The 24525-nt window shown below is 65.5% G+C and carries 23 protein-coding genes; 10 read left to right on the forward strand and 13 right to left on the reverse strand.

Annotated elements, in window-relative coordinates; translation table 11 throughout:
• Positions 1-131: 131 nt before the first annotated feature.
• Positions 132-1961 (reverse strand): aminopeptidase P family protein, encoded by a 1830-nt coding sequence (locus JQ566_RS23380; protein ID WP_212376152.1) that lies wholly within the window; start codon positions 1959-1961, stop codon positions 132-134.
• Positions 1962-2148: 187 nt separating this feature from the next.
• Between JQ566_RS23380 and JQ566_RS23385 the strand changes: the two genes are divergently transcribed.
• Positions 2149-2328, forward strand: coding sequence for a hypothetical protein (locus JQ566_RS23385; protein ID WP_212376154.1), 180 nt, complete (start codon positions 2149-2151; stop codon positions 2326-2328).
• 151 nt (positions 2329-2479) lie between these two features.
• Here JQ566_RS23385 and JQ566_RS23390 read toward each other — a convergent pair whose 3' ends face one another.
• Positions 2480-3367: a 50S ribosomal protein L11 methyltransferase gene (locus JQ566_RS23390; RefSeq protein ID WP_212376157.1), complete on the reverse strand. Its 888-nt coding sequence runs from the start codon at positions 3365-3367 to the stop codon at positions 2480-2482.
• Between the two features lie 163 nt (positions 3368-3530).
• Between JQ566_RS23390 and JQ566_RS23395 the strand changes: the two genes are divergently transcribed.
• On the forward strand, positions 3531-3686 hold the full coding sequence (locus JQ566_RS23395) for a Flp family type IVb pilin (protein ID WP_434057840.1): 156 nt from the start codon (positions 3531-3533) through the stop codon (positions 3684-3686).
• Positions 3687-3962: 276 nt separating this feature from the next.
• On the opposite strand, the gene JQ566_RS23400 is transcribed toward JQ566_RS23395, so the two are convergent.
• The gene (locus tag JQ566_RS23400) at positions 3963-5573 is read right to left on the reverse strand and encodes a phytoene desaturase family protein (RefSeq protein ID WP_212376163.1); all 1611 of its coding nucleotides are present in this window, start codon (positions 5571-5573) and stop codon (positions 3963-3965) included.
• 179 nt (positions 5574-5752) lie between these two features.
• Between JQ566_RS23400 and JQ566_RS23405 the strand changes: the two genes are divergently transcribed.
• Positions 5753-8032: a fused MFS/spermidine synthase gene (locus tag JQ566_RS23405; protein WP_212376166.1), complete on the forward strand. Its 2280-nt coding sequence runs from the start codon at positions 5753-5755 to the stop codon at positions 8030-8032.
• Between the two features lie 151 nt (positions 8033-8183).
• On the opposite strand, the gene JQ566_RS23410 is transcribed toward JQ566_RS23405, so the two are convergent.
• Positions 8184-9182 (reverse strand): glycerophosphodiester phosphodiesterase, encoded by a 999-nt coding sequence (locus JQ566_RS23410; RefSeq protein WP_212376169.1) that lies wholly within the window; start codon positions 9180-9182, stop codon positions 8184-8186.
• 38 nt (positions 9183-9220) lie between these two features.
• Entirely contained in the window at positions 9221-10018 is a 798-nt protein-coding gene (locus JQ566_RS23415) for a L,D-transpeptidase (protein ID WP_212376171.1), read from the reverse strand.
• A 116-nt stretch (positions 10019-10134) separates the two neighbouring features.
• Between JQ566_RS23415 and JQ566_RS23420 the strand changes: the two genes are divergently transcribed.
• A complete protein-coding gene (locus JQ566_RS23420) occupies positions 10135-10401 on the forward strand; it encodes a hypothetical protein (RefSeq protein WP_212376425.1) in 267 nt (88 codons plus the stop codon).
• Positions 10402-10538: 137 nt separating this feature from the next.
• Here JQ566_RS23420 and JQ566_RS23425 read toward each other — a convergent pair whose 3' ends face one another.
• Positions 10539-11300, reverse strand: coding sequence for an ABC transporter permease (locus JQ566_RS23425; protein WP_212376174.1), 762 nt, complete (start codon positions 11298-11300; stop codon positions 10539-10541).
• On the reverse strand, positions 11297-12220 hold the full coding sequence (locus JQ566_RS23430) for an ABC transporter ATP-binding protein (protein WP_212376179.1): 924 nt from the start codon (positions 12218-12220) through the stop codon (positions 11297-11299). Before JQ566_RS23430 ends, JQ566_RS23425 begins: the two co-directional genes overlap by 4 nt.
• 291 nt (positions 12221-12511) lie before the next feature.
• Here JQ566_RS23430 and JQ566_RS23435 point away from each other — a divergent pair, with 291 nt between their 5' ends.
• Entirely contained in the window at positions 12512-13231 is a 720-nt protein-coding gene (locus tag JQ566_RS23435; RefSeq protein ID WP_212376182.1) for a hypothetical protein, read from the forward strand.
• A gap of 34 nt (positions 13232-13265) precedes the next feature.
• On the opposite strand, the gene JQ566_RS23440 is transcribed toward JQ566_RS23435, so the two are convergent.
• Together JQ566_RS23440 and JQ566_RS23445 are read right to left on the reverse strand one after the other, a co-directional pair.
• Entirely contained in the window at positions 13266-14444 is a 1179-nt protein-coding gene (locus tag JQ566_RS23440) for a cytochrome P450 (RefSeq protein ID WP_212376185.1), read from the reverse strand.
• Positions 14445-14458: 14 nt separating this feature from the next.
• The gene (locus tag JQ566_RS23445) at positions 14459-15667 is read right to left on the reverse strand and encodes an ABC transporter substrate-binding protein (protein WP_212376190.1); all 1209 of its coding nucleotides are present in this window, start codon (positions 15665-15667) and stop codon (positions 14459-14461) included.
• A gap of 109 nt (positions 15668-15776) precedes the next feature.
• On the opposite strand from JQ566_RS23445, the gene JQ566_RS23450 reads away from it, so the two are divergent.
• Positions 15777-16256 carry a MarR family winged helix-turn-helix transcriptional regulator gene (locus JQ566_RS23450; protein ID WP_212376193.1) on the forward strand — a complete coding sequence of 160 codons (480 nt, stop codon included), beginning with the start codon at positions 15777-15779 and terminating at the stop codon, positions 16254-16256.
• Between the two features lie 42 nt (positions 16257-16298).
• Here JQ566_RS23450 and JQ566_RS23455 read toward each other — a convergent pair whose 3' ends face one another.
• Entirely contained in the window at positions 16299-17150 is an 852-nt protein-coding gene (locus JQ566_RS23455) for an alpha/beta fold hydrolase (RefSeq protein ID WP_212376197.1), read from the reverse strand.
• Between the two features lie 129 nt (positions 17151-17279).
• Between JQ566_RS23455 and JQ566_RS23460 the strand changes: the two genes are divergently transcribed.
• Entirely contained in the window at positions 17280-17894 is a 615-nt protein-coding gene (locus JQ566_RS23460; RefSeq protein WP_212376200.1) for a CGNR zinc finger domain-containing protein, read from the forward strand.
• A gap of 151 nt (positions 17895-18045) precedes the next feature.
• A complete protein-coding gene (locus JQ566_RS23465; protein ID WP_212376203.1) occupies positions 18046-18996 on the forward strand; it encodes a LysM peptidoglycan-binding domain-containing protein in 951 nt (316 codons plus the stop codon).
• A gap of 153 nt (positions 18997-19149) precedes the next feature.
• Here the strand turns inward: JQ566_RS23465 and JQ566_RS23470 are convergent, their stop codons facing one another.
• Entirely contained in the window at positions 19150-20223 is a 1074-nt protein-coding gene (locus JQ566_RS23470; protein ID WP_212376206.1) for a tartrate dehydrogenase, read from the reverse strand.
• A gap of 150 nt (positions 20224-20373) precedes the next feature.
• On the opposite strand from JQ566_RS23470, the gene JQ566_RS23475 reads away from it, so the two are divergent.
• Both JQ566_RS23475 and JQ566_RS23480 read left to right on the forward strand, forming a co-directional pair.
• On the forward strand, positions 20374-21288 hold the full coding sequence (locus JQ566_RS23475; protein WP_212376209.1) for a LysR family transcriptional regulator: 915 nt from the start codon (positions 20374-20376) through the stop codon (positions 21286-21288).
• Positions 21289-21323: 35 nt separating this feature from the next.
• A complete protein-coding gene (locus JQ566_RS23480) occupies positions 21324-22148 on the forward strand; it encodes an aspartate dehydrogenase (protein WP_212376407.1) in 825 nt (274 codons plus the stop codon).
• A gap of 86 nt (positions 22149-22234) precedes the next feature.
• On the opposite strand, the gene JQ566_RS23485 is transcribed toward JQ566_RS23480, so the two are convergent.
• Positions 22235-23539 carry a PQQ-dependent sugar dehydrogenase gene (locus tag JQ566_RS23485; protein WP_212376212.1) on the reverse strand — a complete coding sequence of 435 codons (1305 nt, stop codon included), beginning with the start codon at positions 23537-23539 and terminating at the stop codon, positions 22235-22237.
• Positions 23540-23871: 332 nt separating this feature from the next.
• Complete coding sequence (locus tag JQ566_RS23490) at positions 23872-24498, reverse strand: methyltransferase family protein (protein WP_212376214.1); 627 nt, start codon at positions 24496-24498, stop codon at positions 23872-23874.
• Positions 24499-24525 lie beyond the last annotated feature (27 nt).

Genomic DNA, 24525 nt, shown 5'->3' on the forward strand with positions numbered 1-24525 from the left:
CGCGCTCTTTGCGCGGCGTGCCCACCATTGCTGCCATCACGCGGAGATGGATGGTGGGCACGCATCCGCCTCCGCTCTTCGAGCGGCAGCGGATGTTTTGCCCACCCTACGCAGGCAGTCTTATGACGGATTTAGAGCTTCAGCTCCGCCGTCGCCTGATCGAGCCAGGCCTTCGTCGCCTCGTCCAGCGCCGGCCGCACCTCGGCCTTCACGCGCGCATGATACGCATTCAGCCAATCGAGCTCGTCGCGGCTGAGCATCGCCACATCGATCAGCCGGCGGTCGATCGGCGCCAAGGTCAGCGTCTCGAACGCGTTCATCGGCTTCTCGGCGCCCTCGATGTCGGCCGCGACCACCAGCTCGAGGTTCTCGATGCGGATGCCGAAGCCGTCGGTCTTGTAGTAGCCGGGCTCGTTGGAGAGGATCATGCCGCGCTTCAGCGGCGTGGTGCCGAGCTTCGAGATCCGCGCCGGTCCTTCGTGGACCGAGAGATAGCTGCCGACGCCGTGGCCGGTGCCGTGCTCGAAATCAAGGCCGGCGGACCAGAGATATTGCCGCGCCAGCGTGTCGAGTTGCGCGCCCGTGGTGCCGTCCGGAAAGATGGCGCGCGCAATCGCGATATGGCCGCGCAGCACGCGGGTGAAGCGGTCGCGCATCTCGCCGGTGGGCTCACCGACCGCCATGGTGCGCGTGACGTCGGTGGTGCCGTCCTCATATTGCGCGCCGGAATCGATCAGCAGGAGATCGCCGGGCGCGATCCGCCGGTTGCTCTTGCGGGTGACGCGGTAATGCACGATGGCGCCGTTCGGGCCTGTGCCGGAGATGGTCGGGAACGACACGTCCTTCAGCGCGCCGGTGTCGCGGCGGAAGGTTTCCAGCGCCTCGACCGCGTCGATCTCGGTGAGCTTGCCGCTTGGCGCCTCGCGATCGATCCATGCGAGGAAGCGCGCCAGCGCTGCGGCGTCGCGCACATGGGCCGTTTTGGTGCCCTTGATCTCGGTCGCGTTCTTGACCGCTTTGAGCAGTGCAACCGGATCGCTGCCGCGCACCGGCTTGCCGCCGGCGCCGGCGATCAGCCGGCTGAGTGTGTCGGCGGCGGTGGCGTTGTCGAGCGCGATCGCCGCACCGCTTTTGGCGAGCGCCATCAACGTCGGCGCCATGGCGTCCGGTTCGCGCACGTCGGCGGACTGCTCGAGATGGTCGCGCGTCAAGTTGGAGAGTTTGCGGTGGTCGATGAAGATGGTGGGACGGCCGTCCTTCGGCACCAGCGCGTAGGACAGCGGCAGCGGGGTGTGGGCGACGTCGGCGCCGCGGATGTTGAAGGTCCAGGCCACCGCGTGGCTGTCCGACAGCACCAGCGCATCCGTGCCGAGCTTGGCGATCTCGCCCCTGATCTGCGTCAGCTTCTCCGCTTCAGTGACACCGGCATGCTGGAGGCTGTGAACGGCGACGGGGGCGAGCGGTGGCTGCGGCCGGTCCTGCCAGACTGCGTCGATCGGATTATAGTCGACGGCGACCAGCTCGGCGCCGGCCTTGGTGCAGGCGGCGGATAGGCGTTCGGCTGCCGAAAAAGTGTGCAGCCACGGGTCGAATCCGAGGCGATCGCCGGCCTTCAGATGCGCCGACACCCAGCTCTCCGGCGGCGGATCGATCAGTGATTCCACCGCCCAGGCCTTGGCATCGACCTGCTTGGCGGCCTGAAGCGTGTAGCGGCCATCGACGAACACCGCAGCCTCATGCGGCAGCACCACCGCCATTCCGGCCGAGCCCGTAAAGCCGGTCAGCCAGGCGAGCCGCTCTTCCGATGGCGGCACATATTCGTTCTGCTGCTGGTCGGCGCGCGGAACGACGAAGCCGGTCAGCTTGCGGCGGGCGAGCTCTTCGCGAAGTGCGGCCAGCCGCGACGTCAATGCGACGCCGGCCTCCGGCTCCTCGAATGTCTGGAAGTGTGCTTCGAACATGGTGGATCACTTTAGGATCATGGGGATCAGTCCGCAATCTAGACGCATTTGCGTCGCATCTGGCATGGACTGTGCTTGAAATAGTTCCATTCGAATTGAGTGGAGTAAAGGATGCGGCAGTTGCGCTTCGTCCGGATAACAGGGAAATTCGAGCAGGTGGTTCATCTCAACGGCGAGGGGACACACGATGCCAGCATTCACGTTTGAGAAGATTTCGCCGCCGGTGCGCGGCGCCCCGACTGCGGCAGCACCGAAGAAGCCGCGCGGCCTGATCAGCCAGATGATCGACCGTTTCGCCGAGCGCCGCGCGCGGCGCACCTTGCAGGACGATCGCGCGATACACCGCGACGAGAAGCCGGCGGAGTAGGGCGGCATCGGGATTTCGTAGGGTGGGCAAAGGCGCTCTTGCGCCGTGCCCACCATCTTCCCCGATTATCGATCGTTATGGTGGGCACGCTTCCGCCTTCGCTCTTCGAGCTACGGCGGACAAGTCGCTTTGCCCCCCTACGGCACCTCGCTTAACCCATCTTCCTCAGCAACAAACTGCTCCATCCCTCGATCCGCAGATGCTTCACCGGCACAAGGCCGCGCGCACGGTAGGCGGCGATCACCGCGGGGGCCTGGTGCGTCAGCAGGCCGGAGAGGATAACGCGGGCGCCGGGCGCGAGGTGCCGCGCCATCGGGCTCGCCAATTGCCGCAGCGGGTTGGCGAGGATGTTGGCGAGCACCAGGTCGAACGGGCCGGCGCGCGCAAAATCCGGCGCCGCAAAGCCGGTGGCGCGGATCACCCGCACATGGTTGCCAACTTCATTGAGCGAGGCGTTCTCAGCCGCCACCCGCACCGAGGGCGGATCGATGTCGGAGGCAAGCACTGCGCGGTGCAACGCCTTCGCGGCTGCGATCGCCAGCACGCCGGTCCCGGCACCGAGGTCGAGCACGTTGCGCGGCCGGGAACTCTTCAGGGCATGGTCAAGCAGAAGTAAACAGCCGCGCGTCGTGCCGTGGTGACCGGTGCCGAAGGCGAGCGCCGCCTCGATCTCGATGGCGAGCTTGTTCGGCGCCACACGGTCACGGTCATGGCTGCCGTGCACGACGAAGCGCCCGGCCGGGACCGGGACGAGATCCTCCAGGCTGGCCTTGACCCAGTCCTTGGCCTCGATCGTGTCGAAGAGAAGCGTCGCGGCGATCTCATTTCCTGCTGAAGTTGCAACGAGTTCGCGCAGCCATGCCGGGTCCGGCGCCTCAGCGAAATGAAGCGTGACGTCCCATTGTCCGTCCGGCCGCTCGAAGGCGGCGACCGCTGCATCGCCCTCGAAGAACACCTCGGTGAGCACGTCGACGACGCGCCTGGCGTCGGTTTCGCTGCCGATCGAAAAGCTGGCGCGATGGGTGGGGGAAGGCTGCATTCAGGGTTCCGTTGAGCTCAATTTTTGGAACTTTTGGTGTCAATTTTCCGGACAACTTGCGGTTCGCAGATTAACCCGCCTGTAGCGTGTCTCCCGTAAATTTTCGGATGTCGAAGCAAGCCAATACAGCTTGGAATTGAAACGGAGGCGAGTCTTGAAGAGCATGATTCAGAAGTTCTGGTCGGACGAGTCCGGTGCAACGGCGATCGAGTACGGTCTGATTGCCGCGGGTATCGCCCTGGCGATCATTACCGTGGTGAACAGCCTGGGCACCAGCATGAACGAGAAGTTCAGTTCGATTAGCAGCTCCTTGAAGTAATTTCCGCCTGCATTTCCCAGCGGGGGCTATTTTTCTTTAGAGGCTGTTCCTGATCACCGCCCGCCAGGGGATTCCCCTGGTGGGCGAGGTCGTTTTTGACGGGATCTTCACAGCTTGTCCGCCTGCTTGCCGGGCCCCCTATCCACCCGTTTTCCCGCAATTGTCCCTACGATTGTCCACCGACTATCCCCTGGATCGCCCCGACGGTCTTGTCCGGGTATCCTCTGCCCGGCCCACAGACCATTCGACAGGCCTGTCCACAGCCCATCCACAATCCTATCCACGGCTTCCGAACAGCGACCGGTGATCCCGCAGGATCACCTGGGCCGCGTTGTGGCCGGGGGCCCCGGTGACGCCGCCGCCGGGATGGGCGCCGGAGCCGCAATGGTAGAGGCCCCTCAACGGCCCGCGATAATCGGCGTGGCCCAGCATCGGCCGCGCCGAGAACAGCTGGTTCAGCGTCAGCGCGCCGTGGAAGATGTCGCCTCCGAGCAGACCGAATTGCCGTTCGAGATCGAGCGGGGACAGGATCTGACGGCCGAGCACGCTCGCCGCAAAACCCGGCGCGTACTTGTCCACCGTCGCGATCATGAGATCGGCGACCTCTTCGCGATGGTCGTCCCACGACTTTCCATCGGGAAGCCTTGGTGCGACATGCTGGCAGAACAGGCTCGCGACATGCTTGCCGGCGGGGGCCAGCGTGTCGTCGAGCGTCGAGGGGATCAGCATCTCGACGACGGGCTCACGGCTCCAGCCCTGGGCCCGCGCGTCGAGATAGGCGCGGTCCATGTAGTCGAGGCTCGGCGCCAGGATGATGCCGGAGGTGAGGTGATCGCCCTCGCCTGATAGCGCCGTGAAGGAGGGCAGGCGGTCCAGCGCCACGTTCATGCGGAAGGTGCCGGAGCCGTTCTTCCAGTGCCGGATGCGGGCGAGGAAGTCCGCAGGGAGAGCGTCGGCCGCGATCAGCCGCGTGTAGAGCAACTTCGGATTGACATTGGCCGCGACATACTTGGCGCGGATGGCTGAGCCGTTCTCCAGCACGACGCCGACGGCGCGATCACGTTCGACGATGATCTCACGGACGCCGGCATCCGTTTCGATCGCGACGCCGCGGTCGCGTGCCGTGCGCGCCATCGCCTGCGTGATCGCGCCCATGCCGCCGATGGCGTGGCCCCAGACGCCCTTCTTGCCGTTCACCTCGCCGAAGGCGTGATGCAGCATCACATAGGCCGAGCCGGCGGCGTAGGGGCTGGCGTAATTGCCGACGATGGCGTCGAAGCCGAACAGCGCCTTGACCAGATCATGTTCGAAACGTTCGTCCAGCATCTCGCCGGCCGAACGGGTGAAGAGGTCGAGCAGGCTGCGGCTCTGTTCCAGCGTGAGGCCGCGCAGGATATTGGCGCTCTGGAGCGCGTTCACGGCTTCGCGGATCGCGTTCGTGCCAAAGCCGTCGAGCAGGTTCGGGGGCGCGCGCAGCACGAACTGCCTGAGCACGTCGGCGATGTCTTCCAGCTCGCGCGCGAAGCCGTCGAGGGCCTCCGCATCGTGCGCGCTGAGCCGCGCGACCGACGCTTTGGTCCGCCCCTCGCCGGTGAGGAGATAGCTGGCATCCAGTGTCGGCAGAAAATTTTGCGCGCGCCGCTCGACGATCCGCAGGCCCTGCTCGGCGAGCTTGAGGTCACGGATCACCTGCGGATTGAGCAGGCTCACCGTGTAGGCCGCGACCGAATTGCGAAAGCCGGGGTGAAACTCCTCCGTCACCGCCGCCCCGCCCACCACCTTGCGCTGTTCGACCACGCGCACGCGCAGACCCGCCATCGCGAGATAGGCCGCGCAGGTGAGGCCGTTATGGCCAGCGCCGATGATGACGACGTCGGTTTCGGTCATGAGGGATTCAAGTTGTTCCACTGTCATTCCGGGTGCACCTCTTCGAGGCGCTCCGGAATGACATCTGTATATCAAGCATTTGCTTCCGCAACATCACGACCCCCTTTATTGCCCGTTCGGGCGCCTTGTGCTCCATTGCGCGCGATCCGGCGCCCGCCGGGGTTTGAGCCGGAGCTTCCATGGATTCGATCGTGCAACCTGCCGCCACGGAGCAGCCCTCGTCGTCGCGCAACCGGCTGCTGCTGACGGTCTACACCGCCGCGATCTTCGTCAGCGCGCTGCTGCTGTTCTCGGTGCAGCCGCTGTTCACGAAGATGGTGCTGCCGCGGCTCGGCGGCTCGCCTGCGGTGTGGTCGGTGGCCATGGTGTTCTTCCAGTCCTCGCTGCTGGCCGGCTATGCCTACGCGCATCTGTTGATGCAGGCGAGGAACCGGATCGTTCCGGTCGCGGTCCATCTGGTGCTGCTGATTGCGGCCTTCGCCACGCTGCCGCTCGGCATCGCCTCCGCCTATGGCGAGCCGCCCGCTTCGGGCTATGCATTCTGGTTGCTTGGCCTGTTCGTGGTCTCGATCGGGCTGCCGTTCTTCGCGCTCGCCGCCAACAATCCGCTGCTGCAGGCCTGGTTCGTCCGCACCGGCCATCCCGCCGGCCACGATCCCTATTTCCTCTATGCCTCTTCCAACATCGGCAGCTTCCTCGCGCTGCTGTCCTATCCGTTCCTGCTCGAGCCGATGTTCACGCTGCAGATGCAGAACCGGTTCTGGACCGGTGGCTATGGCCTGCTGATCCTTCTCATCGGCGCCTGCGGCATGCTGTTGTTGCGTTCGCCGAAGCTGGCGGTGGCCGATGCCCGGGCCGAGGACATGAATGCGCCGGCGCCGGGCCTGCCGACGCGGCTGCGCTGGATCTTCCTCGCCGCGGTGCCGTCGGGCCTGCTGATCGCCGTCACCGCACACATTTCGACCGACGTCGCGGCGGCGCCGCTGCTGTGGGTGCTGCCGCTGTCGCTGTATCTGCTGACCTGGGTCGTGGTGTTCCAGTCGCGGCCGCTGCTGCCGCACAAATGGATGCTGATGCTGCAGCCGGTCGCGATCGCCGGCGTCGTCGTGCTGCTGGCCTTTGGCGGCGAGCAGAACCTGCTGCTGACGCTCGGCGGACATCAACTGTGCTTCTTCGTCATTGCCATGGCCTGTCACGGCGAACTGGCGCGGACCCGGCCGGCCGCCAAATATCTCACCGGATTCTATGTCGCGCTGTCGTTCGGCGGCATGGTCGGCGGGCTGTTCGCCGGGCTCGTTGCGCCCTTCACCTTCACATGGATCGCCGAATATCCGATCCTGATCGCGCTCGCCGTGCTGTGCCGTCCGTCCGGGAACGAGCGGCTGGCCGGCGTCGTTAAATGGTACTGGCTGGCGCTCGCCGCGCTCGCGGTAGCGCTGATCGCACCGTCCTATACGACGGGGGACCTCTCGACCTGGTTCGAGGATCATCGCGTCTGGGTCGCGGGCGCCGTCGGCGTGCTCGCCGCGCTGCTTGCGCTGATCCTCAATGCCGGACGCTGGAAGATTTTTGCCACCGTCGCGCTCGCGCTGGCGTTGATCCGGATCTATCCCGCAGACGAGGGCCGCGTCACGACGGTGCGCAGCTTCTTCGGCGTGCACAAGATCGTGGTGACGCCGGGCGGCTATTTCCACGTGCTGATGCACGGCACCACCATCCACGGCGCCGAGCGCTTCCGCAACAATGACGGCACGCCTGTTACCGGCCGGCCCGAGCCGATCACCTATTATCACGAGGACGGCGGCATCGGTCAGGCCGTCAGCGCGATCCGCGAGCGCAAGGGCGCGCCGCTCAAGGTCGCCGCGATCGGGGTCGGCTCCGGCACGCTCGCCTGCGCCGCCGAGCCGGGCGAGGACTGGAAATTCTTCGAGATCGACCAGTCGATGGTGGACGCGGCGCGCGACCCCAGGAATTTCCGCTACATCTCGAGCTGCATGCCGGACATGAAGCCCGTCATCGGCGATGCGCGCCTCACCTTCGCCAAGGAACCCGATGGCGCCTATGATCTCATCATCGTCGATGCCTATTCGTCCGATGCGATTCCGATCCACCTTGCGACCGAAGAGGCGATGAAGATCTACAAGGACAAGCTCGCGCCTCACGGCGCCGTGGTGATGCACGTCTCCAACCGGCATCTGGATCTCGAGACCGTCGTGGTCGGCATTGCGGATGCCAACGATCTCAAGAGCTGGGTCTTCAACGAGGATTCGGGGCGCGATTCCGACTACATCTTCTCGACCGACGTCGTCATCTCCGCGCGCGAGGAGGCCGACATCGGCAGGCTCGCGTCCTCCAAGCAATGGGAACAGACCGAAGCCGATGACAGGGTGCGGGTCTGGACCGACGACTATTCAAATATCCTGGGCGCGCTGTATCGGCGTTGGAAGGACGGGGAGTAGGCTTCGCGCCACGAGGTCTCGTGCCCCGGACGCAGCGCAGCGCTTCTTCAGCGGTGCGCTGCAGAGCCGGGGCCCATCGCGCGGCTTGCTGGGTCCCGGCTCTGCGGAGCAGCGTTGCACGCTGCACCGCGTCCGGGACACGAGACCGGTCCTACGGCGCCACCGGAGTCCCCGCCGGCAGTGCAATTCCCTTCTCGCCGGCGATCTGCCGCAACAGGTCCGGCCTGTCCGAGATGATGCCGTCGACGCCGATCTCGAACATCCGCGCCATGTCGTCTCGCTTGTTCACCGTCCAGACCACGACGCGCAGCCCGAGCGCGTGAGCCTCCGAGACGAGCGCCGCGGTCACGTCGCCGAAATGAGGCGACCAGATCGCGCCGCCCGCAGCCTTGATCGTCCGCGGCAGCGAGCCGCCGTGATCGGCCGGGCTGAAACCCGCCGTCCAGCTCGTCGCCTTATCGAGCGCCACCGTCGGAGCCGAGCCGCGCTGGAGCGTCAGGTACACGGTCGGGATGTTGGGCGCCTGCTGCTGCACGAGAAGCAGGGTTCGCCAGTCGAACGACTGGATCATGACGCGATCGGAGAGTTTTTCGGCCTCGATCACTCCAAGCAGCTTCGCGACGAAGGCCTGCGGATCTGGCGCTTCATCCGGATGGTGCGGATCGATCTTGGTCTCGATGTTGAAGCGCACCTGCATGTTGCCGGACTTGCGCACCAGCGCGAACAGCTCCCGCAAGGTGGGAATGCGCGTCCCCGGCAGCGCACGCTGGTCGGGGAATTGTTTAGCGTAGGCGCTGTCCGGCCGGATCTGGCCGACGTCGTAGGTCCTGACCTCGTCGAGCCGCAGTTTGACGAAAGGCGTGCCGGGCGGAGTGATGTAGGCGCCATCGGCCCTGCGTGCGAGATCGGGATTGAGCCCGCGCTCATGCGACGCGATGACTTCGCCGTCGGCGGTGACGCCAACGTCGAGCTCCAGCGTGTCCACGCCCATCGTCAGCGAATTGGCGAAGGCGGGCAGGGTGTTTTCCGGCAGCAGCGCCCGCCCGCCGCGATGCGCCTCGAGATCGAAGGCCATGGCTTGTCCTGCAATGGCTTGTCCCGCGGCGAGAACCGAGAGCACGGTCAGGATGGTCTTGCTTCGTGACAGCATGGCGCCTCGACCGGCGAGGGCAGTTGATGGCAGCCGCGTCAGTTCTGATAGTAATAGCCGCGCGGCTGATAATATTGCCGGGGCTGCGGCTGATAGTAGTAGCCCTGCTGGCCGTAGCCCTGGTCGTAAGAGGGCCGCGGCTGCTGCTGCTGATAGACCTGCGCGTCATAAAGCGGGCGGGTGGCCGAGCGCGGCGCGGGGTAGCGCGCGCCGGTGTCGCTGCCGTCGGCCGGATAGATGTAGTTGTCGTCCTGCGGCATGTAGCGGCGCGCCGGCTGCGCCGGTGGCGTCAGGTTCACGGGATCGCCTGTGGTCGCGTATTGCTCTTCAGCCGGCTGCGGTGCGCGGGCCACCGCATTGGCATTGCGGCCGCGCGGATTGCGCGCCAGCGCCACCTGCGCCGAGCCGGTCAGCGTCACCGTGGTGTTGAGCACGCCCTGCTGTTGCACCAGTGCATAGAGCGTCGAGGCGTTCTGGCGCGACAGCCGCACGCAGCCATGCGAGGCCGGCGAGCCGAGCCGGCCGACCGAGTCCGTGCCGTGGATGGCGTGGCCGACTTTGGTGAAGAAGATCGCGTGCGGCATCGGCGCGTCGTCGAATTCCTTGGAGTAGTGATCCTCTTCCATGCGGAAGGCGCGGAATCCGCCGTTCGGCGTCTCGCGCGAGGGAATGCCTGTCGACACCGGCCAGTGATAGCGCGCGACGCCGTCGACGGCGACGGTCATCTGCTGATTGTCCTTGTCGACGGTGATCTCGACCTTGGCCTGCGCGGTGCCCGCGCTGAAGAGCAGCAATGAGGTGAAAGCAATGAAAAACGAACGCATCTGGAAACGCATTTGAATCTTGGCCTCCGGCCTGTTCACACTAGTCGCCGCGGCTCTCCGTCCCCGGCGTGCAATATGCCTGCAATCCGGCTTTCGTTCCAGCGGGCTGCCAGCCCATCGTTAACGCGATGCCTGATGTAAGCAAGGCCGCTTTGTGCCGCGAAGGCCACGGCAACGCTGACATTTTCGCGAGCCGAGGCGCGTTCACAACGCCGACAATTCGTCACAAAGGCGCAACCATTCTGCCGCGCGGCGCGGTCGGCGGCGTCGTGGGCGTCGGCGTCGGTCGGGCCGTCGGTGCAGTCGAGGGCGTGTTCGGCATTCCCAGCCGCCACTACCGTCACCGCTGCCGCGGGCATTACGACGGCTATCACCGCTTCCATTGCTATCGGTGAGGCCGCCGCCGTCATTCCGGGGCGCGCGCAGCGCGAGCCCGGAATCCATCGGGCAACAGAGTTGGTGGATGAATGGATTCTCAGATGCGCAATTGCGCATCATAGCTCGCGACGTCGTCGCGCCCCGGAATGACAGCTCAATTCTTCAGCCGGTATCCGGTCCGGAAAATCCACCAGATCACGACCAGGCAGATCACCAGGAACGCCAGCGTCATGCCGATGCTGACGGATACGCTGACGTCGGCGATCTCGTAGAAGCTCCAGCGGAAGCCCGAGATCAGATAGACGACCGGGTTGAGCAGCGCGACCGTGCGCCAGCCCGCCGGCAGCATGTCGATGGAGTAGAAGCTGCCGCCGAGGAAGGTCAGCGGCGTCACCACCAGCATCGGGATCATCTGCAGCTTCTCGAAGCCGTCGGCCCAGATGCCGATGATGAAGCCGAACAGGCTGAACGTCACTGCCGTCAGCACCAGGAAGGCCAGCATCCAGACCGGATGCTGGATATGCAATGGAACGAAGAGCCCGGCGGTCGCCAGGATGATGAGGCCCAAAATGATCGACTTGGTTGCGGCTGCGCCGACATAGCCGAGCACGATCTCGAAATAGGAAATCGGCGCCGACAGGATTTCGTAGATCGTGCCGGTGAATTTCGGGAAGTAGATGCCGAACGAGGCATTGGCGATGCTCTGCGTCAGCACCGAGAGCATGATCAGGCCCGGCACGATGAAGGTGCCGTAGCTGACGCCCTCGACCTGGCTGATGCGCGAGCCGATCGCGGCGCCGAACACCACGAAATAGAGCGAAGTGGAGACCACCGGCGAGACGATGCTTTGCAGCAGCGTGCGCCAGGTGCGCGCCATTTCGAACAGATAGATGGCGCGGATGGCGCGGTGATTCATGACGTCCTCACGAGGTCGACGAAGATGTCCTCGAGCGACGATTGCGTCGTGTCGAGATCGTTGAAGCGGATGCCGGCGGTGCGGAGATCGCCGAGCAGGCTGGTGATGCCGGTGCGCTCGCCCTTGGTGTCGTAATCGTAGACCAGGGTCGCTCCGCTATCGCAGAGCTCGAGCTCGTAATGAGCGAGGCTCTCCGGCAGCGAAGCGATCTTGCCCTGCAAATGCAGCGTCAGCCGCTTTTTGCCGAGCTTCTGCATCAAGGTCGCCTTGTCCTCGACCAGCACGATCTCGCCCTTGTTGATGACGCCGATGCGGTCGGCCATCTCCTCGGCTTCCTCGATGTAGTGCGTGGTGAGGATGATGGTGACGCCGGACTGCTGCAGGCCGCGCACCACCTCCCACATGCCCTTGCGCAGCTCGACGTCGACGCCGGCGGTCGGCTCGTCCAGGAACAGGATCTGCGGCTCGTGCGACAGTGCTTTGGCGATCATCACGCGGCGCTTCATGCCGCCGGAGAGCGTGATGATCTTGTTGTCCTTCTTGTCCCACAGCGAGAGGTCCTTCAGCACCTTCTCGATGTGATCAGGATTCTTCGGCTTGCCGAACAGGCCGCGGGAGAAGCTCACGGTCGCCCACACGCTCTCGAAGGCGTCGGTGTGCAATTCCTGCGGCACGAGGCCGATCAGCGAGCGTGCCTTGCGGTAGGAGGTCTGGATGTCCTCGCCGCCGACGAGGACGCGGCCCGCGCTCGGATTGGCGATGCCGCAGATGATCGAGATCAGCGTGGTCTTGCCGGCACCGTTGGGGCCGAGCAGCGCGAAGATTTCGCCGCGCTTGATGTCGAGATTGACGTTCTTGAGCGCCTTGAAGCCGGACCCATAGGTCTTCGACAGGTTGGCGACGGAAATGATGGAAGACATGATGGCCGAAAGGCTTGGGGTAAAGGCTGGGGAGGGGAGGGGCTGGACCCATCCGGGAAGGGCGGGTCAGCGGAGCCCTGAGATAGGAACGCTGTTGTCGACCCGCAATTCCCCGGAGAAAAATGGTCTCAAAACAGGCGCTTCAGTGGCATGTTCCGGGCAAGTGTTGCGCGATGGTCACGGCTTGCGGCTAAGATTGTCGCTCACGCGGCTCTTTGTTGCGTCTGCGAGCGGGCCGTGGCTACGATTCCGGCCAATCGCGAAGCGTATTGTCTCCAGGGATAAAGATCGATGAGACCGAACGGCCGTCACACCGCCGGCGCCAGCCAGTTGTCCGCCCTTCGTGCATGCGCGATGGGCCTGCTCCTGCTGTCAGCTGTTGCCATCAGCCCGACCGCCGCCAAGGCCGCGCCGAGCCAGGCCGCCGCGGCGACCACGCATGTCTACCTGCTCCGCGGCGTGCTCAACATCTTCTCGCTCGGGCTCGACACGATCGGCGCCCGGCTCCAGGCGCAGGGCATCCCGGTGACGGTCGCCAACTTCGTCTCCTGGTCCTCACTCGCCGATGAAGCGGCGACCGCCTACAGGGCCGGCCGCATCAAGACCATCGTCCTGGTCGGCCATTCCTCCGGTGCGACCGCGCTGCCGGACATGATCGCCAAGCTCAATCAGCTCGGCGTGCCCGTGAAGCTCGCGATCGGCCTCGACTCCGTCTTCAAGACCAAGCTCTCGACCGGCGCCGAACGCTACATCAACATCTATATCGGCGACGGCCCCGGCGAGCCGGTGCGGGCGGCAGCGGGTTTCCGCGGCAAGCTCGACAATGTCGACGTGCGCGGCACCGGCGTCGGTCACATCTCGATCGACAAGAACGAGGCGATCCAGCGCCGCGTCATCGCCGAGATCGACGCCGCGATCATGCGCTCGCGCGCCCCGGCCGCTCCCGTCGCCGAGCCCGGCGCACCGCGGCCCGCGCGCGCGGCGGCCGCCGCTACGCCGGCGAGGAACTGAGCACGTCGCTCATACCCGGATCGCGTGATGCAGCCTAAGCGGCCGTCACGCGCACCGGCATGCTCTCCAGCCCGCGCAGCGAATTGTTGAGCCTGCGCTTCGGCTCTCCCGTGAGCTCGATCGTCTTCACGCGCCTTGCGAGCTCGCCGAAGATCAATTCACCTTCCAGGCGCGCGATCATCTGACCGACGCATGCATGGATGCCTGCACCGAAGCCGACATGCCCGGTCGCAACCCGCTCCACCTCGAACCGGTCCGGCCTGTCCCAGCGCGCGGGATCGCGGTTGGCGGAGGCCATGAGCAGCAGCACCTTGCGATGCGCCGGGATCACGCCGCCGCCGATCTCGACATCGCGCGAGGTGGTGCGAAAGAACGTCTGCACCGGTGAATCGTAGCGCAGGCCTTCCTCGAAGGCGTTGCGCGCCAGCTCCGGCTTGTGGTGCAGCTTGCGGTACTCGTCCGGATGGGTGGCGAGCGCGAGCAGGGTATTGCCGATGCCGTTGACGGTGGTGTCGATCCCGGCGGTGAGGAACGGCCGCACCAGGTGGGTTGCTTCGTGCTCGGTGATCTCGCCCTCGTCGGCCGCCTGGTAGATCATCATGCCGAGGCTGTCGGGCCGTAGCGCATCACGCGCACAGCATTCCATGATCCAGCTCTGCGCCGCGAGACCTTCCTTCCGTGAAGCCGCGAGTATCTCGTTCTCCGGGCCGAAGCTGTTGAACACGAACGTGCTCCACGCCAGCAGCTTCTCGCGGCCGTCCGGCCGGATGCCGATCGCATCCGGAAACACCTTCATCGGATAGGCCTCCGCAAGATCGGTCACGGCATCGAACGTGCCTCTGTCGATCAGCTCCGCAACCTTCTTCTCCGCCTCGCGCTGGAACGTCTCGCGCAGCTTCCTCGCGACGCCCGGCGACAGCGTGCGGCCGAGCACCCGGCGGCCCTTGTCATGGTCGGGCGGATCGATCTGCAGCGTCAGCGGTTTTGGCAGCGCCGGGTTCATGCCGTGGAGCCCGACGCCTTCGCCGCTGATGAACGTCTTCCAGTCTTTCAGGGCCGGCTCGACCTCGGCATAGCCGGCCATCGCCCACACACCGTAACGCTCCAATGCGAATGCGGGCCCGAGTGCGCGTAGCGCCGCATAGGCAGGATAGGGATCGATCAGGAAGTCAGGCGCAAACGGGTCGACCGGGCTGGATGCAATGCCGCTCATGGTCCGCTCCGCCTCTATTGCTTGCTAAGCGGGCACTGGCCTTCGCTCTCGGCGCGGAATGCGTCCTCGCCCTTGATGGTGGCGACGACCTTCAGCAAATCCCAGCTGGAGGTCGACTCGTCGGGAGCCTTGACCTGCAAGAGATAGAGCGGATGAATCTTGCGCCCATCCTTGCGGATATAGCCCTTGCCGAACAGCGGATCGTCAGTCGGCATCGCCTTCATCGCAGCGACGACGACCTTGCCGTCCTTGGCACTACCAGCCTTGTCGACGGCCTTGAGATAGTGAATGACCGAGGCATAGACGCCGGCCTGCATGTCATTCGGATAGGCTTTCGAGGGAATGCGCTCGGCGAAGCGCTTGGCGAAGGCACGCGTGCCGTCGTTCAGGTCCCAGTAGAACGGGTTCATGATCTGCGCGCCTTGCGCAAACTTCAGGCCGAGCGCGGGCAGGCCGTTCATGCCCAGGATCAATCCGACCAACTTGCGATCCTTGGTCAGCCCGAACTCGGCGGCCTGTTTCATCGAGGTGATGGTGTCGTCCCCGGCATTGGCGAAGCCGATGACGTTCGCGCCTGACGCCTGGGCCTGGAGCAGGAACGAGGCGTAATCGGCCGTTCCCAGCGGATGCCGCACGCTGCCGAGCACCTCGCCGCCCGACGCTTTCACGGCCTCCGCGGCCTGCTTCTCCAGGTCGTGACCGAAGGCGTAGTCGGCGGTGATGAAGAACCACTTCTTGCCGCCCTGCTGCACGATCGCTTTGCCGAGGCCGCGCCCGTAAGCATAGGTGTCGTAGGTCCAGTGCACGGTGTTCGGCGTGCACTTCTCGCCGGTCAGCAGCACCGTGCCGGCGCCGGATCCGACGAAGACCTTGTTCTTGTCGGCGCTCATGCCTGCCACCGCGAGCGCGATCGATGAGTTCGGAATGTCGAAGATCGCGTCGACGCTCTCGTTCTCGTACCAGCGCCGCGCGATGCCGATCCCGATGTCGGTCTTGTTCTGGTGATCGGCCGCGACGACTTCGACCGGCTTGCCGGCAGCCTTTCCGCCATAGTCTTCGACCGCCATTTTGGCGGCGACGACCGAGCCGATGCCCTGATAGCTCGCGAACGGACCCGATTGGTCGTTCAGGATGCCGATCTTCACGACGTCCTGGGCGAATGCCGGCGCGGCCGTCAGCACCGCCGCCAACATGCATAATTTATGCAGGAATTTGCTGTTCATTGTGTCCCCCCCATGCGCGGTCTTGGTGCCGCTGAATAATAGTTATATTTTATAGCTATTTTTGAGAGTGTCAATTCGGCCGGCCTGCGACCGCCGCGGAGCGAGGATCATGAGCTCGAGAACCACAAGACCCGGCGCAAAGTCCGCATCGCAGCCGGAAAATTCGCTGGACCTGCGCGCATTGCAACGCACGCCCGGCTTCATGCTGCGCCTCGCGCAGCTCAAGTTCTTCGAAGGCTTCTACGAGGAGTTCGCCGCCTTGGGCCTGACGCCCGCGACTTATGCGATCTTCGTCGTCATTCGCGACAATCCGGGCGTTCCCCCCAGCAGCCTTGCCAGCCTGCTCCGGCTGCGCCTGCCGAACCTGATCAAGATCCTGAACGAGCTCGAATCGTCCGGCTTCATCAAGCGCAACCGATCGAAGTCCGATCGCCGCGCCGTCGAGCTGATGCTCACGCCGAAGGGTGCAAAGCTCATTCACGACGGGGCAAGCCTGACGGAGCCGTATAATCGGAAGATGCTGGCCGCGCTCACCGAGGCCGAGCAGCGCACGCTGCTCGACCTATTGAACCGGATGCTGCCGCTTTAGGCCGGCACGCAATGTGGCAATCGACGATCGCCACAGCCCACGTCACTTCAAGAACGCGCGAATGCTCTGCGCGATCTCCCTCGCATGCGTCTCCAGCGCGAAATGGCCGGTGTCGAAGAACTGCACGACCGCATTGGGATTGTCGCGCTTGAACGCTTCGGCGCCGGGCGGAATGAAGAACGGATCGTTCTTGCCCCAGACCGCGAGGAATGGCGGCTTGTGGGTGCGAAAGTAGTCCTGGAATGACGGATAGAGCGCGACGTTGCTCTTGTAGTCGCCGAACAGGTCGAGCTGCACGTCGTCCGAGCCCGGACGCGCCAGATAGAAATTGTCGAGGTTCTGTCCGTCCGGCGACACGGTCGTCGGATCAGGAACGCCATGGGTGTACTGCCAGCGCGTCGCCTCCGGTGTGAGGAAGGCGCGTAGCGCCTCGCGATTGGCGGGCGAGGGATCCCGCCAATAGGCCTTGATCGGGGTCCAGCCGTCGCCGAGTCCGTCCTCATAGGCGTTGCCGTTCTGCGAGATGATCGCGGTGATCCGTTCGGGGTGACGCAGCGCGAGCCGGAAGCCGGTCGGCGCGCCGTAATCGAAGACGTAGATCGCGAAGCGATCGAAGCCGATCACTTCGGTGAAGCGCTCGATCACCTGCGCGACGTTGTCGAAGGTGTAGCGGAAGGTTTCGCGCGCTGGCATGTCGGACTGTCCGAAGCCGGGCAGGTCCGGCGCGACGATGTGGAATTTGTCGGCGAGCAGCGGGATCAGGTCGCGGAACATGTGGCCGGCGCTGGGGAAGCCGTGCAGCAGCAGCAGCTTCGGCGCTCGCCTGGGGCCGGCCTCGCGATAGAACACCTTGAATCCATCGACGTCTGCGGTGCGGTAGTTGGTCGGGGTCATGGCCGTCTCCAGCTGATGTAACCGTTTAAGTGCGAGTAAAGAGGTTATGAACACAGATCGTAACTTGTCAATAGGCATTTTACTGGTTACTTATGGGTAGCCTTTTCCAGGCAGGCTAAGGACCCGTTCATGGACAGACCGCCCGCGATGTTCATCGCCGACTCGCTCGGCCTCGATTTCCTCAACTCGGTCGCAACACCGGTCGATACGCCTGTCGACTGGATCGACGATGGCGACGGCCTGATCGACTGGCTTTCCCAGGCGAAGCTGGTGCCGACGGAGGAGCTGGATGCGCTGAAGGCGCGCGCGAGGCCGGGTGAGCTCGACAAGGTCGCTGGTCAGGCCCGCGACTTGCGTGAGTGGTTCAGGAGCTTTGTTCTGGGGCATGCGGGCCGGCCGCTGTCTGCGAAGGCGCTGCACGAGCTAGGCCCGTTGAACAGCACCCTGGAGCGCGATGAGGCATTCCTGCAAATCGCATCTCGGCACGGTGAGGACGGTCTTGCGCTGCAAAGGATGCGGCGCTGGCGATCACCGGAGTCCCTGTTGCTGCCCATCGGCGAGGCGCTGGCGAAATTCGTCTGCGAGGAAGACTTTACCAACGTGAAGGCGTGCGAGGGCCATAACTGCACGATGCTGTTCGCCGACCACACCCGCAGGCGCGCAAGGCGATGGTGCTCCATGGCGATCTGCGGCAATCGCGCCAAGCAGGCCGCGCATCGCAGCCGGCTCAAGAACAGGCAGTGACGGGCCGAAAGCGGTCCCACCCGGTCACGGAGCCTTGATGAGCGCGGCGGTGCGTCGCGCCCCGGTTCCCGTGCCCCAAAATCCACCCAATCGGTGGTCACTAAGCCCGTCAGGGGAGGCCATTGCCTCCCGTGGTGGGACTGCTGGACTGATGATTCACTCGAGGCGACTCCTCGCGCTGGCAGCAGTCGTGCTGCTCGCCTTGAGCAGCGGCATGGCCGCTGCTTCTCCGGCCAAGTCCAAGACCGCTGCGGCCGCCCCCGCCGCGCCGCCGCCCCCGCCGTTCGAGCCGTTGCCGCCGCCGAAGGTCTACCTGTTTCGCGGCGCCATGGGCCCGATCTTCTCGACCGGCATGGACCGGCTCGGCGAGAAGCTGACACAGGCCGGCTTCTCGGCCGACGTCTATGAATTCACCCTGTGCCGGCTGATCGGCAACCGCGTCATCGCCAGCTACAAGGAGAAGGCGGCGCCGATCGTGCTGGTCGGCCACTCGATGGGCGGGCTGTGCTCGATCGTCATCTCCGAGATGGCGGCCAAGGAGAACATCCCGATCAGCCTCGTCATCGCCATCGATCCCGCACACGCGACCGGCGACGTGCCGCTCAATGTCGAGCGCTTCATCAACATCTTCCTGTCCGACAGCGTGCTCGGCGGCGGCGACGTCGTGGTGGTACCCGGCTATCGCGGCCATTATGCGAGTTACGACCTGAAGGAAAACAGCCGCGTCTCGCACATCAACATCGAGAAATCCGACGACATCCACCGCCAGATCGTCGAGATGGTGACGCAGCTGCCGCGCATTCCCCCGCAGGCCCAGGCCGATGCCGTGCCGCTGCGCTATCTCGTGCCGGCGGATACGCTGGTCGAATTGTGGGACAGCGGCGTGCGGGTACCGGTGCGCCGCGGCGACACCATGGAGAGCATCGCCGCAGCCAACCGCGTGCCGCTGTGGACGCTCGCGCAGAGCAATTCATTGCCGGAGAACGCTCAGCTCACCCCGGGCCAGACCATCATCGTCCCCCGCCATCTGACCCCGCCCGAGCCGGCCGCCGCGATGGCGGTGCCGCCGCCGGCGGCACCGCCGACGGGTGGACGAAAATAAAAGGTCCTTTCGCCGAGAACGCAGCGCTTGTTGAGTGGGCGGTCGTTCCGCAAACTCGTCATGCCCGGGCTTGTCCCGGGCATCCACGTTCTTGGTACGGGACGAAAGATCGTGGATGGCCGGGACAAGCCCGGCCATGACGTAGAGCCGTGATCAAACATTCGACCCCTGGATCGCATCGATCACGGCATCGGTCACGTCCTTCGTCGTCGCCTTGCCGCCGACATCCGGCGTCAGCACGCCGGCCGCGCAGACGCGCTCGACGGCGGCCATGAGCCGCGAGGCCGCGTCCTTCTCGCCGAGATGCTCGAGCATCTGCGCGCCGGTCCAGAACGTCGCGACCGGGTTGGCGATGCCCTTGCCGGTGATGTCGAAGGCCGAGCCGTGGATCGGCTCGAACATCGAGGGAAAGCGGCGCTGCGGATCGATGTTGCCGGTCGGCGCGACGCCGAGGCTTCCCGCCAGCGCGCCGGCGAGATCGGAGAGAATGTCGGCATGGAGGTTGGTCGCGACGATGGTGTCGAGGCTCTTCGGATGCAGCGTCATGCGCACCGTCATGGCGTCGACCAGCATCTTGTCCCAGCTGACATCAGGGAATTCACCGGCGACCTCGGCCGCAATCTCGTCCCACATCACCATGCCGTGGCGCTGTGCGTTCGACTTGGTCACGACGGTCAGCAGCTTGCGCGGGCGCGACTGCGCGAGCTGGAACGCGTAGCGCATGATGCGGGTGACGCCGACGCGGGTGAAGACGGCGACTTCGGTGCCGACCTCCTCCGGCAGGCCCCTATGGGCGCGGCCGCCCATGCCGGCATATTCGCCTTCCGAATTCTCGCGCACGATCACCCAGTCGAGATCGCCGACGCCGACATTGCGCAGCGGCGAGGCCACGCCCGGCAGGATCTTCGTCGGCCGCACATTGGCGTATTGGTCGAAGCCCTGGCAGATCGGCAGCCGCAGGCCCCACAGCGTGATGTGGTCGGGCACATCGGGGGCGCCGACCGCGCCGAAATAGATCGCGTCGAACTTTTTCAGTTCGCTGAGGCCGTCGGCCGGCATCATCACGCCGTGCTTCCTGTAATAGTCCGAGCCCCAGTCGAACGTCTTGACGTTGAAGGCGAGATCGCCGCTGCGCTTTGCGAGCGCCTCCAGCACGCGGAGACCGGCCGAGATCACCTCGGGGCCGATGCCGTCGGCGGGAATGGCTGCGATCGAATGGGTGCGCATGGGGAAGGCTCCGTGTGAGAGATCGCGCCGGCCTGTCTGACCGTCTGCGTCGGCGGCGAATCTAGATGGGAGTGCAGGCCGAATTCAATCGGCGCTGGTTTATACAAAAAAATGATATAATCGTCTCGGCGAGACGAAAGGATTTGCGGGATGGAGTTGCATCAGCTCCGATGCTTCGTGGCGGCGGCCGAGCAGCTGCATTTCGGCCGCGCGGCGCAGCATCTCCAGATGCTGCCCTCTGCGCTCGGCCGGCAGATCCGGCTGCTGGAGGAAGACCTGGGCACGCGGCTGTTTGCGCGGACCACGCGCGCGGTGTCGCTCACCGAGGACGGCGCGACGCTGCTGCGCGATGCCCGCGCCATCCTCGCCAAGGTCGAGGCGGTCGAGAGTAACCTTCGCAACCGCTCGCGCGCGGGGGCTGCACGGCGGCTGCGTGTCGGTGCCATCGACAGCGCGGCAGCGGGGCTGCTGCCGCCGCTCCTGCGCGATTTCCGCGCCAGGCACCCTGAGATTGCGGTGCAGCTCCTCGAGGACAAGACCGTCCGGCTGCTGCCGAAGATCTTGACCGGCGCGCTCGATCTCGCCTTCGTCCGCCCGCCCGGTCGCGCCGACAAGAGGCTCGAATTTCGCGACCTGCTCCAGGAGACCGCCATCGTGGCGTTCCCGCGGCGGCACGCGCTGGCCGGGCGCAAATCGGTCACGCTGGCCGAGATCGCCGACGAGGCGATGCTGGTGCCGGACCGCCGCTCGCGGCCGCATAGCCATGACCTCACGGTCAAGCTGTTCGAGCAGGCCGGCCTGACACCGCGTATCGTGCAGGTCGCCGACGAGAAGCAGACCATCATCAATCTGGTGGCAACCAAGCTCGGGGTCGCGATCGTGCCGCGCTGGACCGCGCGGATGGCAGTCTCGGGCGTGCGCTTCGTGCCGCTCCGACCGAAGCAGACCGGCCCCGGCCGCCTGCCGCTCGCCGCCGTCTGGCTGCGCGGCTCGCGCGATCCGGCCCGCGACGCCATGCTGGCCGTGCTGGAGGCCCGGCTGCGCAGCTATGCGCGGGAGGCGTGAGCGGCTATGACATCGGCCAGGACAGAGGGATGGCGATGACGGATCAGAAGGCTTCGAACGCATTGCGGGTAGCCATTGCAGGGCTGGGCTCGATCGGCACCAAGATCGCGACTGCGCTCGACCAGGGCATCGAAGGTCTGGCGCTGTCCGCCGTCGCGGTGCGCGATCCTGCCAAGCATCAGGCCTTTCTCGCCGGCCTGCGCCGCCCGCCGCAAATCCTGCCGATCGACCAGCTTGGCGAGGCCGCCGACATCGTGGTCGAATGCGCGCCGAGCAGCCAGCTGCGCGCGATCGTCGAGCCTGCGGTGAGGCGCGGCAAGTCCGCGGTCGTGGTCAGCGTCGGCGGGCTGCTCGACAATTTCGATCTCGTCGATCTCGCCCGCGCCAATGGCGGCCGCATCCTCGTGCCGACCGGCGCGCTGATCGGCCTCGATGCCGTCAACGCCGCCGCGGTCGGCACTATTCATTCCGTGAAGATGGTCACGCGCAAGCCGATCGACGGGCTGAAGGGCGCGCCGTTCATCGTCCAGAACAACATCGACATCGACAATCTGCGCGAGCCGCTGAAACTGTTCGAGGGCAGCGCGCGCGAAGCGGCGAAAGGCTTTCCGGCCAACGTCAATGTCGCTGTTGCGCTGTCGCTGGCGGGCATCGGACCCGATCGCACCCAGATTCAGGTTTGGGCCGACCCCACCGTGACGCGTAATGTTCATCGCATCGAGGTCGAGGCGGATTCGGCGCGGTTCTCGATGGGCATCGAGAACATCCCGTCCGAAAATCCCAAGACGGGCCTGATCACCGCACTGTCGGTGATCGCGCTGCTCCGCAAGCAGCGCGCCACGCTCTGCATGGGGACGTGATGGGGTGAGATTGCATTAGCCCAGAGGGCGGTGCGCTCCCTCTCCCGCAAGCGGGAGAGGTTACGCGAACCCGATGGCGTCGCGCTTTACGCCCCCGTCACGCGCCAGATCACGTTGCCGACGTCGTCGGCCATCAGCAGCGACTTCTTGTCGGGGCCGATCACGACGCCGACCGGACGGCCGTAGGATTCCTTCTCGTCCGGCGACAGGAAGCCCGACAGGATGTCGCGGCCGGGGCCGGAGGGCTTGCCGTTCTCGAACGGGATGAACACCAGCTTGTAGCCGGACAGCTTGCTGCGATTCCACGAGCCGTGCTGGCCGATCACCATGCCGTCTCCGAAGCCGGGCAGGGTCCCTGCGGGCATCCAGCACAGGCCGAGCGAGGCGGTGTGGCCGCCGAGCGCGTAGTCCGGTTGAATCGCCTTGGCGACCATCGCCGGATCCTGCGGCACGCGATCGTCCACCGTCTTGCCCCAGTAGCAATAGGGCCAGCCATAGAAGCCGCCATCGCGCACCGAGGTGAGATAGTCCGGTGGCGTCTCGTCGCCGAGGCCGTCGCGCTCGTTGACGACGGTCCAGAGCACGTTTGTGTTCGGCTCCCAGGCGAGGCCGACCGGGTTGCGCAGGCCGGCACCGAAGATGCGATGCGTGCCGGCGACGAGATCGAGCTCGTAGACCGCGGCGCGGCCTTGCTCGACCTCCATGCCCATCTCGGCGATGTTGCTGAGTGAGCCGACGCCGGCATAGAGCTTCTTGCCATCGGGGCTGGCGAGCAGGCTGCGCGTCCAGTGTCCGCCCGGCTTGAACGTCGTGAGCCGCTTGCCCGGGGCGGTGATGCGGTCGGCACCCGCGGCGTAAGGAAACGCCATCACGCCGTCGGTGTTGCCGACATAGAAGGTGTCGCCGACCAGCGCCATGCCGAACGGCTGGCTGAGGTTCTCCATGAAGGCGCCACGCACTTCGGCGGCGCCGTCGCCGTCCTTGTCGCGCAGCAGGGTGATGCGGTTGGCGGAGACGCCGAGCGCCGCGGCGCGCCGCATCGTCGCCTGCATCGCGTAGTGGAACACGGTGCGCGGGGGGCCTGCGATCTGCGTCGCTTCCGCGATCAGCACGTCGCCATTGGGCAGCACCTCGATCCAGCGCGGATGGTCGAGGCCGGTCGCGAACGCATTGACCTTGAGCCCGGGCGCGACCATCGGCTTCTGGCCCTCGCTCCAGCCGCGCGCGCTCGGCATCTTCAGCGTCGGAATCGCGCCTTGCGGCTTTGCCTCGGGAATGGCCGGCTTCTCTCCCCACGCGGGCGCGGGCTCGGTGCCCGAGAGCTTGCGCCATTGCAGCGCGATGCCGCCGATGAATGCGACGAACTGCGCGAACATGCTGGAAAAGGTCATGAGAAGCCCCTGTTTGCGCGCGCATCCAACTGGCTGACGGAGCACACGTCAACCTGTGCGGCACGCCGCCGGGGCCTATTCCCGTGGAATGGCAGCCGATCGAATTTGCATGGGACGAACGCCGATGAGCTTAGCTCGGTGATCAGCGACCGATCTGCCGCTCCAGCCGTACGCTCGTGCCCCGGACGCAGCGCAGCGCGTCTTCGCGGTGCGCTGCAGGGCCGGGGCCCATCTCACCGGCACGCATAAGTCGCTATGGGTCCCGGCTCTGCGCAGCAGCGTTGCACGCTGCAGCGCGTCCGGGACACGAGGGTGAGGCGAGATGCTACGCCTCACCGCGGCGACGTGAACGGAATGATCATCGGCACGCGGCGGCAATAGGCGCCGTAGGCGTCCTCGCCGAGCTCTTTCGACAGGAACACCTCTTCCATCCGGCCCTTCTGCCACATGCCGAGCGAGATCAGGATGGCGCCGAGGATCGCCGTCACCGTGCCGACCGCGATGCCGGTCGCGAGCATGCCCGCGATCAGGCCGGTGTAGATCGGATGGCGCACGATCCCGTAGGGGCCGGTATCGATGACGCGATGGTCTTCCTTGTGGGTGATGGTGTTGGACCAGAACTTGCCGAGATGCAGCCGGCCCCACCAGGTGAAGGAGATGCCGGCCAGCACGATCAGCGCGGTGATGTAGACACCGAGGTTGCTGAACACCCAGAGCGGCTTCTCGTTCAGGATCTCCGCGGTCCACGGCGTGAACAGGATGCCGCCGACCAGGATCGGGATGCGATAGCGGCCGGACTCCAGCGTCATCACCTGCTTTTGCGTGCGCCCCTGCCAGAACGAGGCGCCGACCCAGCTGGCGAGCCAGGCGAGCCAGATCAGGGCGAGCAGCTGCGTCGGCCAGGTCGTGGTCCAGCCACCCCAGGCGACAGAGAGAATCTTGCTGAAATCGAAGGACATGAAGGTTCTTTGCGTTAGGCGGCGGCT

Source organism: Bradyrhizobium sp. SZCCT0231 (assembly GCF_018130245.1).
GTDB classification, from domain to species: Bacteria; Pseudomonadota; Alphaproteobacteria; order Rhizobiales; family Xanthobacteraceae; genus Bradyrhizobium; species Bradyrhizobium japonicum_F.

What these genes read in the sequence shown, in the direction of transcription:
- JQ566_RS23485 (WP_212376212.1), bottom strand. Translation starts at nt 23,539, where the DNA reads ATGACCTTTTCCAGCATGTTCGCGCAGTTCGTCGCATTCATCGGCGGC.
- JQ566_RS23400 (WP_212376163.1), bottom strand. Translation starts at nt 5,573, where the DNA reads ATGACCGAAACCGACGTCGTCATCATCGGCGCTGGCCATAACGGCCTC.
- JQ566_RS23405 (WP_212376166.1), top strand. Translation starts at nt 5,753, where the DNA reads ATGGATTCGATCGTGCAACCTGCCGCCACGGAGCAGCCCTCGTCGTCG.
- JQ566_RS23390 (WP_212376157.1), bottom strand. Translation starts at nt 3,367, where the DNA reads ATGCAGCCTTCCCCCACCCATCGCGCCAGCTTTTCGATCGGCAGCGAA.
- JQ566_RS23460 (WP_212376200.1), top strand. Translation starts at nt 17,280, where the DNA reads ATGGACAGACCGCCCGCGATGTTCATCGCCGACTCGCTCGGCCTCGAT.
- JQ566_RS23450 (WP_212376193.1), top strand. Translation starts at nt 15,777, where the DNA reads ATGAGCTCGAGAACCACAAGACCCGGCGCAAAGTCCGCATCGCAGCCG.
- JQ566_RS23470 (WP_212376206.1), bottom strand. Translation starts at nt 20,223, where the DNA reads ATGCGCACCCATTCGATCGCAGCCATTCCCGCCGACGGCATCGGCCCC.
- JQ566_RS23380 (WP_212376152.1), bottom strand. Translation starts at nt 1,961, where the DNA reads ATGTTCGAAGCACACTTCCAGACATTCGAGGAGCCGGAGGCCGGCGTC.
- JQ566_RS23415 (WP_212376171.1), bottom strand. Translation starts at nt 10,018, where the DNA reads ATGCGTTTCCAGATGCGTTCGTTTTTCATTGCTTTCACCTCATTGCTG.
- JQ566_RS23445 (WP_212376190.1), bottom strand. Translation starts at nt 15,667, where the DNA reads ATGAACAGCAAATTCCTGCATAAATTATGCATGTTGGCGGCGGTGCTG.
- JQ566_RS23430 (WP_212376179.1), bottom strand. Translation starts at nt 12,220, where the DNA reads ATGTCTTCCATCATTTCCGTCGCCAACCTGTCGAAGACCTATGGGTCC.
- JQ566_RS23455 (WP_212376197.1), bottom strand. Translation starts at nt 17,150, where the DNA reads ATGACCCCGACCAACTACCGCACCGCAGACGTCGATGGATTCAAGGTG.
- JQ566_RS23490 (WP_212376214.1), bottom strand. Translation starts at nt 24,498, where the DNA reads ATGTCCTTCGATTTCAGCAAGATTCTCTCTGTCGCCTGGGGTGGCTGG.
- JQ566_RS23480 (WP_212376407.1), top strand. Translation starts at nt 21,324, where the DNA reads ATGACGGATCAGAAGGCTTCGAACGCATTGCGGGTAGCCATTGCAGGG.
- JQ566_RS23435 (WP_212376182.1), top strand. Translation starts at nt 12,512, where the DNA reads ATGAGACCGAACGGCCGTCACACCGCCGGCGCCAGCCAGTTGTCCGCC.
- JQ566_RS23465 (WP_212376203.1), top strand. Translation starts at nt 18,046, where the DNA reads ATGATTCACTCGAGGCGACTCCTCGCGCTGGCAGCAGTCGTGCTGCTC.
- JQ566_RS23410 (WP_212376169.1), bottom strand. Translation starts at nt 9,182, where the DNA reads ATGCTGTCACGAAGCAAGACCATCCTGACCGTGCTCTCGGTTCTCGCC.
- JQ566_RS23425 (WP_212376174.1), bottom strand. Translation starts at nt 11,300, where the DNA reads ATGAATCACCGCGCCATCCGCGCCATCTATCTGTTCGAAATGGCGCGC.
- JQ566_RS23440 (WP_212376185.1), bottom strand. Translation starts at nt 14,444, where the DNA reads ATGAGCGGCATTGCATCCAGCCCGGTCGACCCGTTTGCGCCTGACTTC.
- JQ566_RS23385 (WP_212376154.1), top strand. Translation starts at nt 2,149, where the DNA reads ATGCCAGCATTCACGTTTGAGAAGATTTCGCCGCCGGTGCGCGGCGCC.
- JQ566_RS23475 (WP_212376209.1), top strand. Translation starts at nt 20,374, where the DNA reads ATGGAGTTGCATCAGCTCCGATGCTTCGTGGCGGCGGCCGAGCAGCTG.
- JQ566_RS23420 (WP_212376425.1), top strand. Translation starts at nt 10,135, where the DNA reads ATGCCTGATGTAAGCAAGGCCGCTTTGTGCCGCGAAGGCCACGGCAAC.
- JQ566_RS23395 (WP_434057840.1), top strand. Translation starts at nt 3,531, where the DNA reads ATGATTCAGAAGTTCTGGTCGGACGAGTCCGGTGCAACGGCGATCGAG.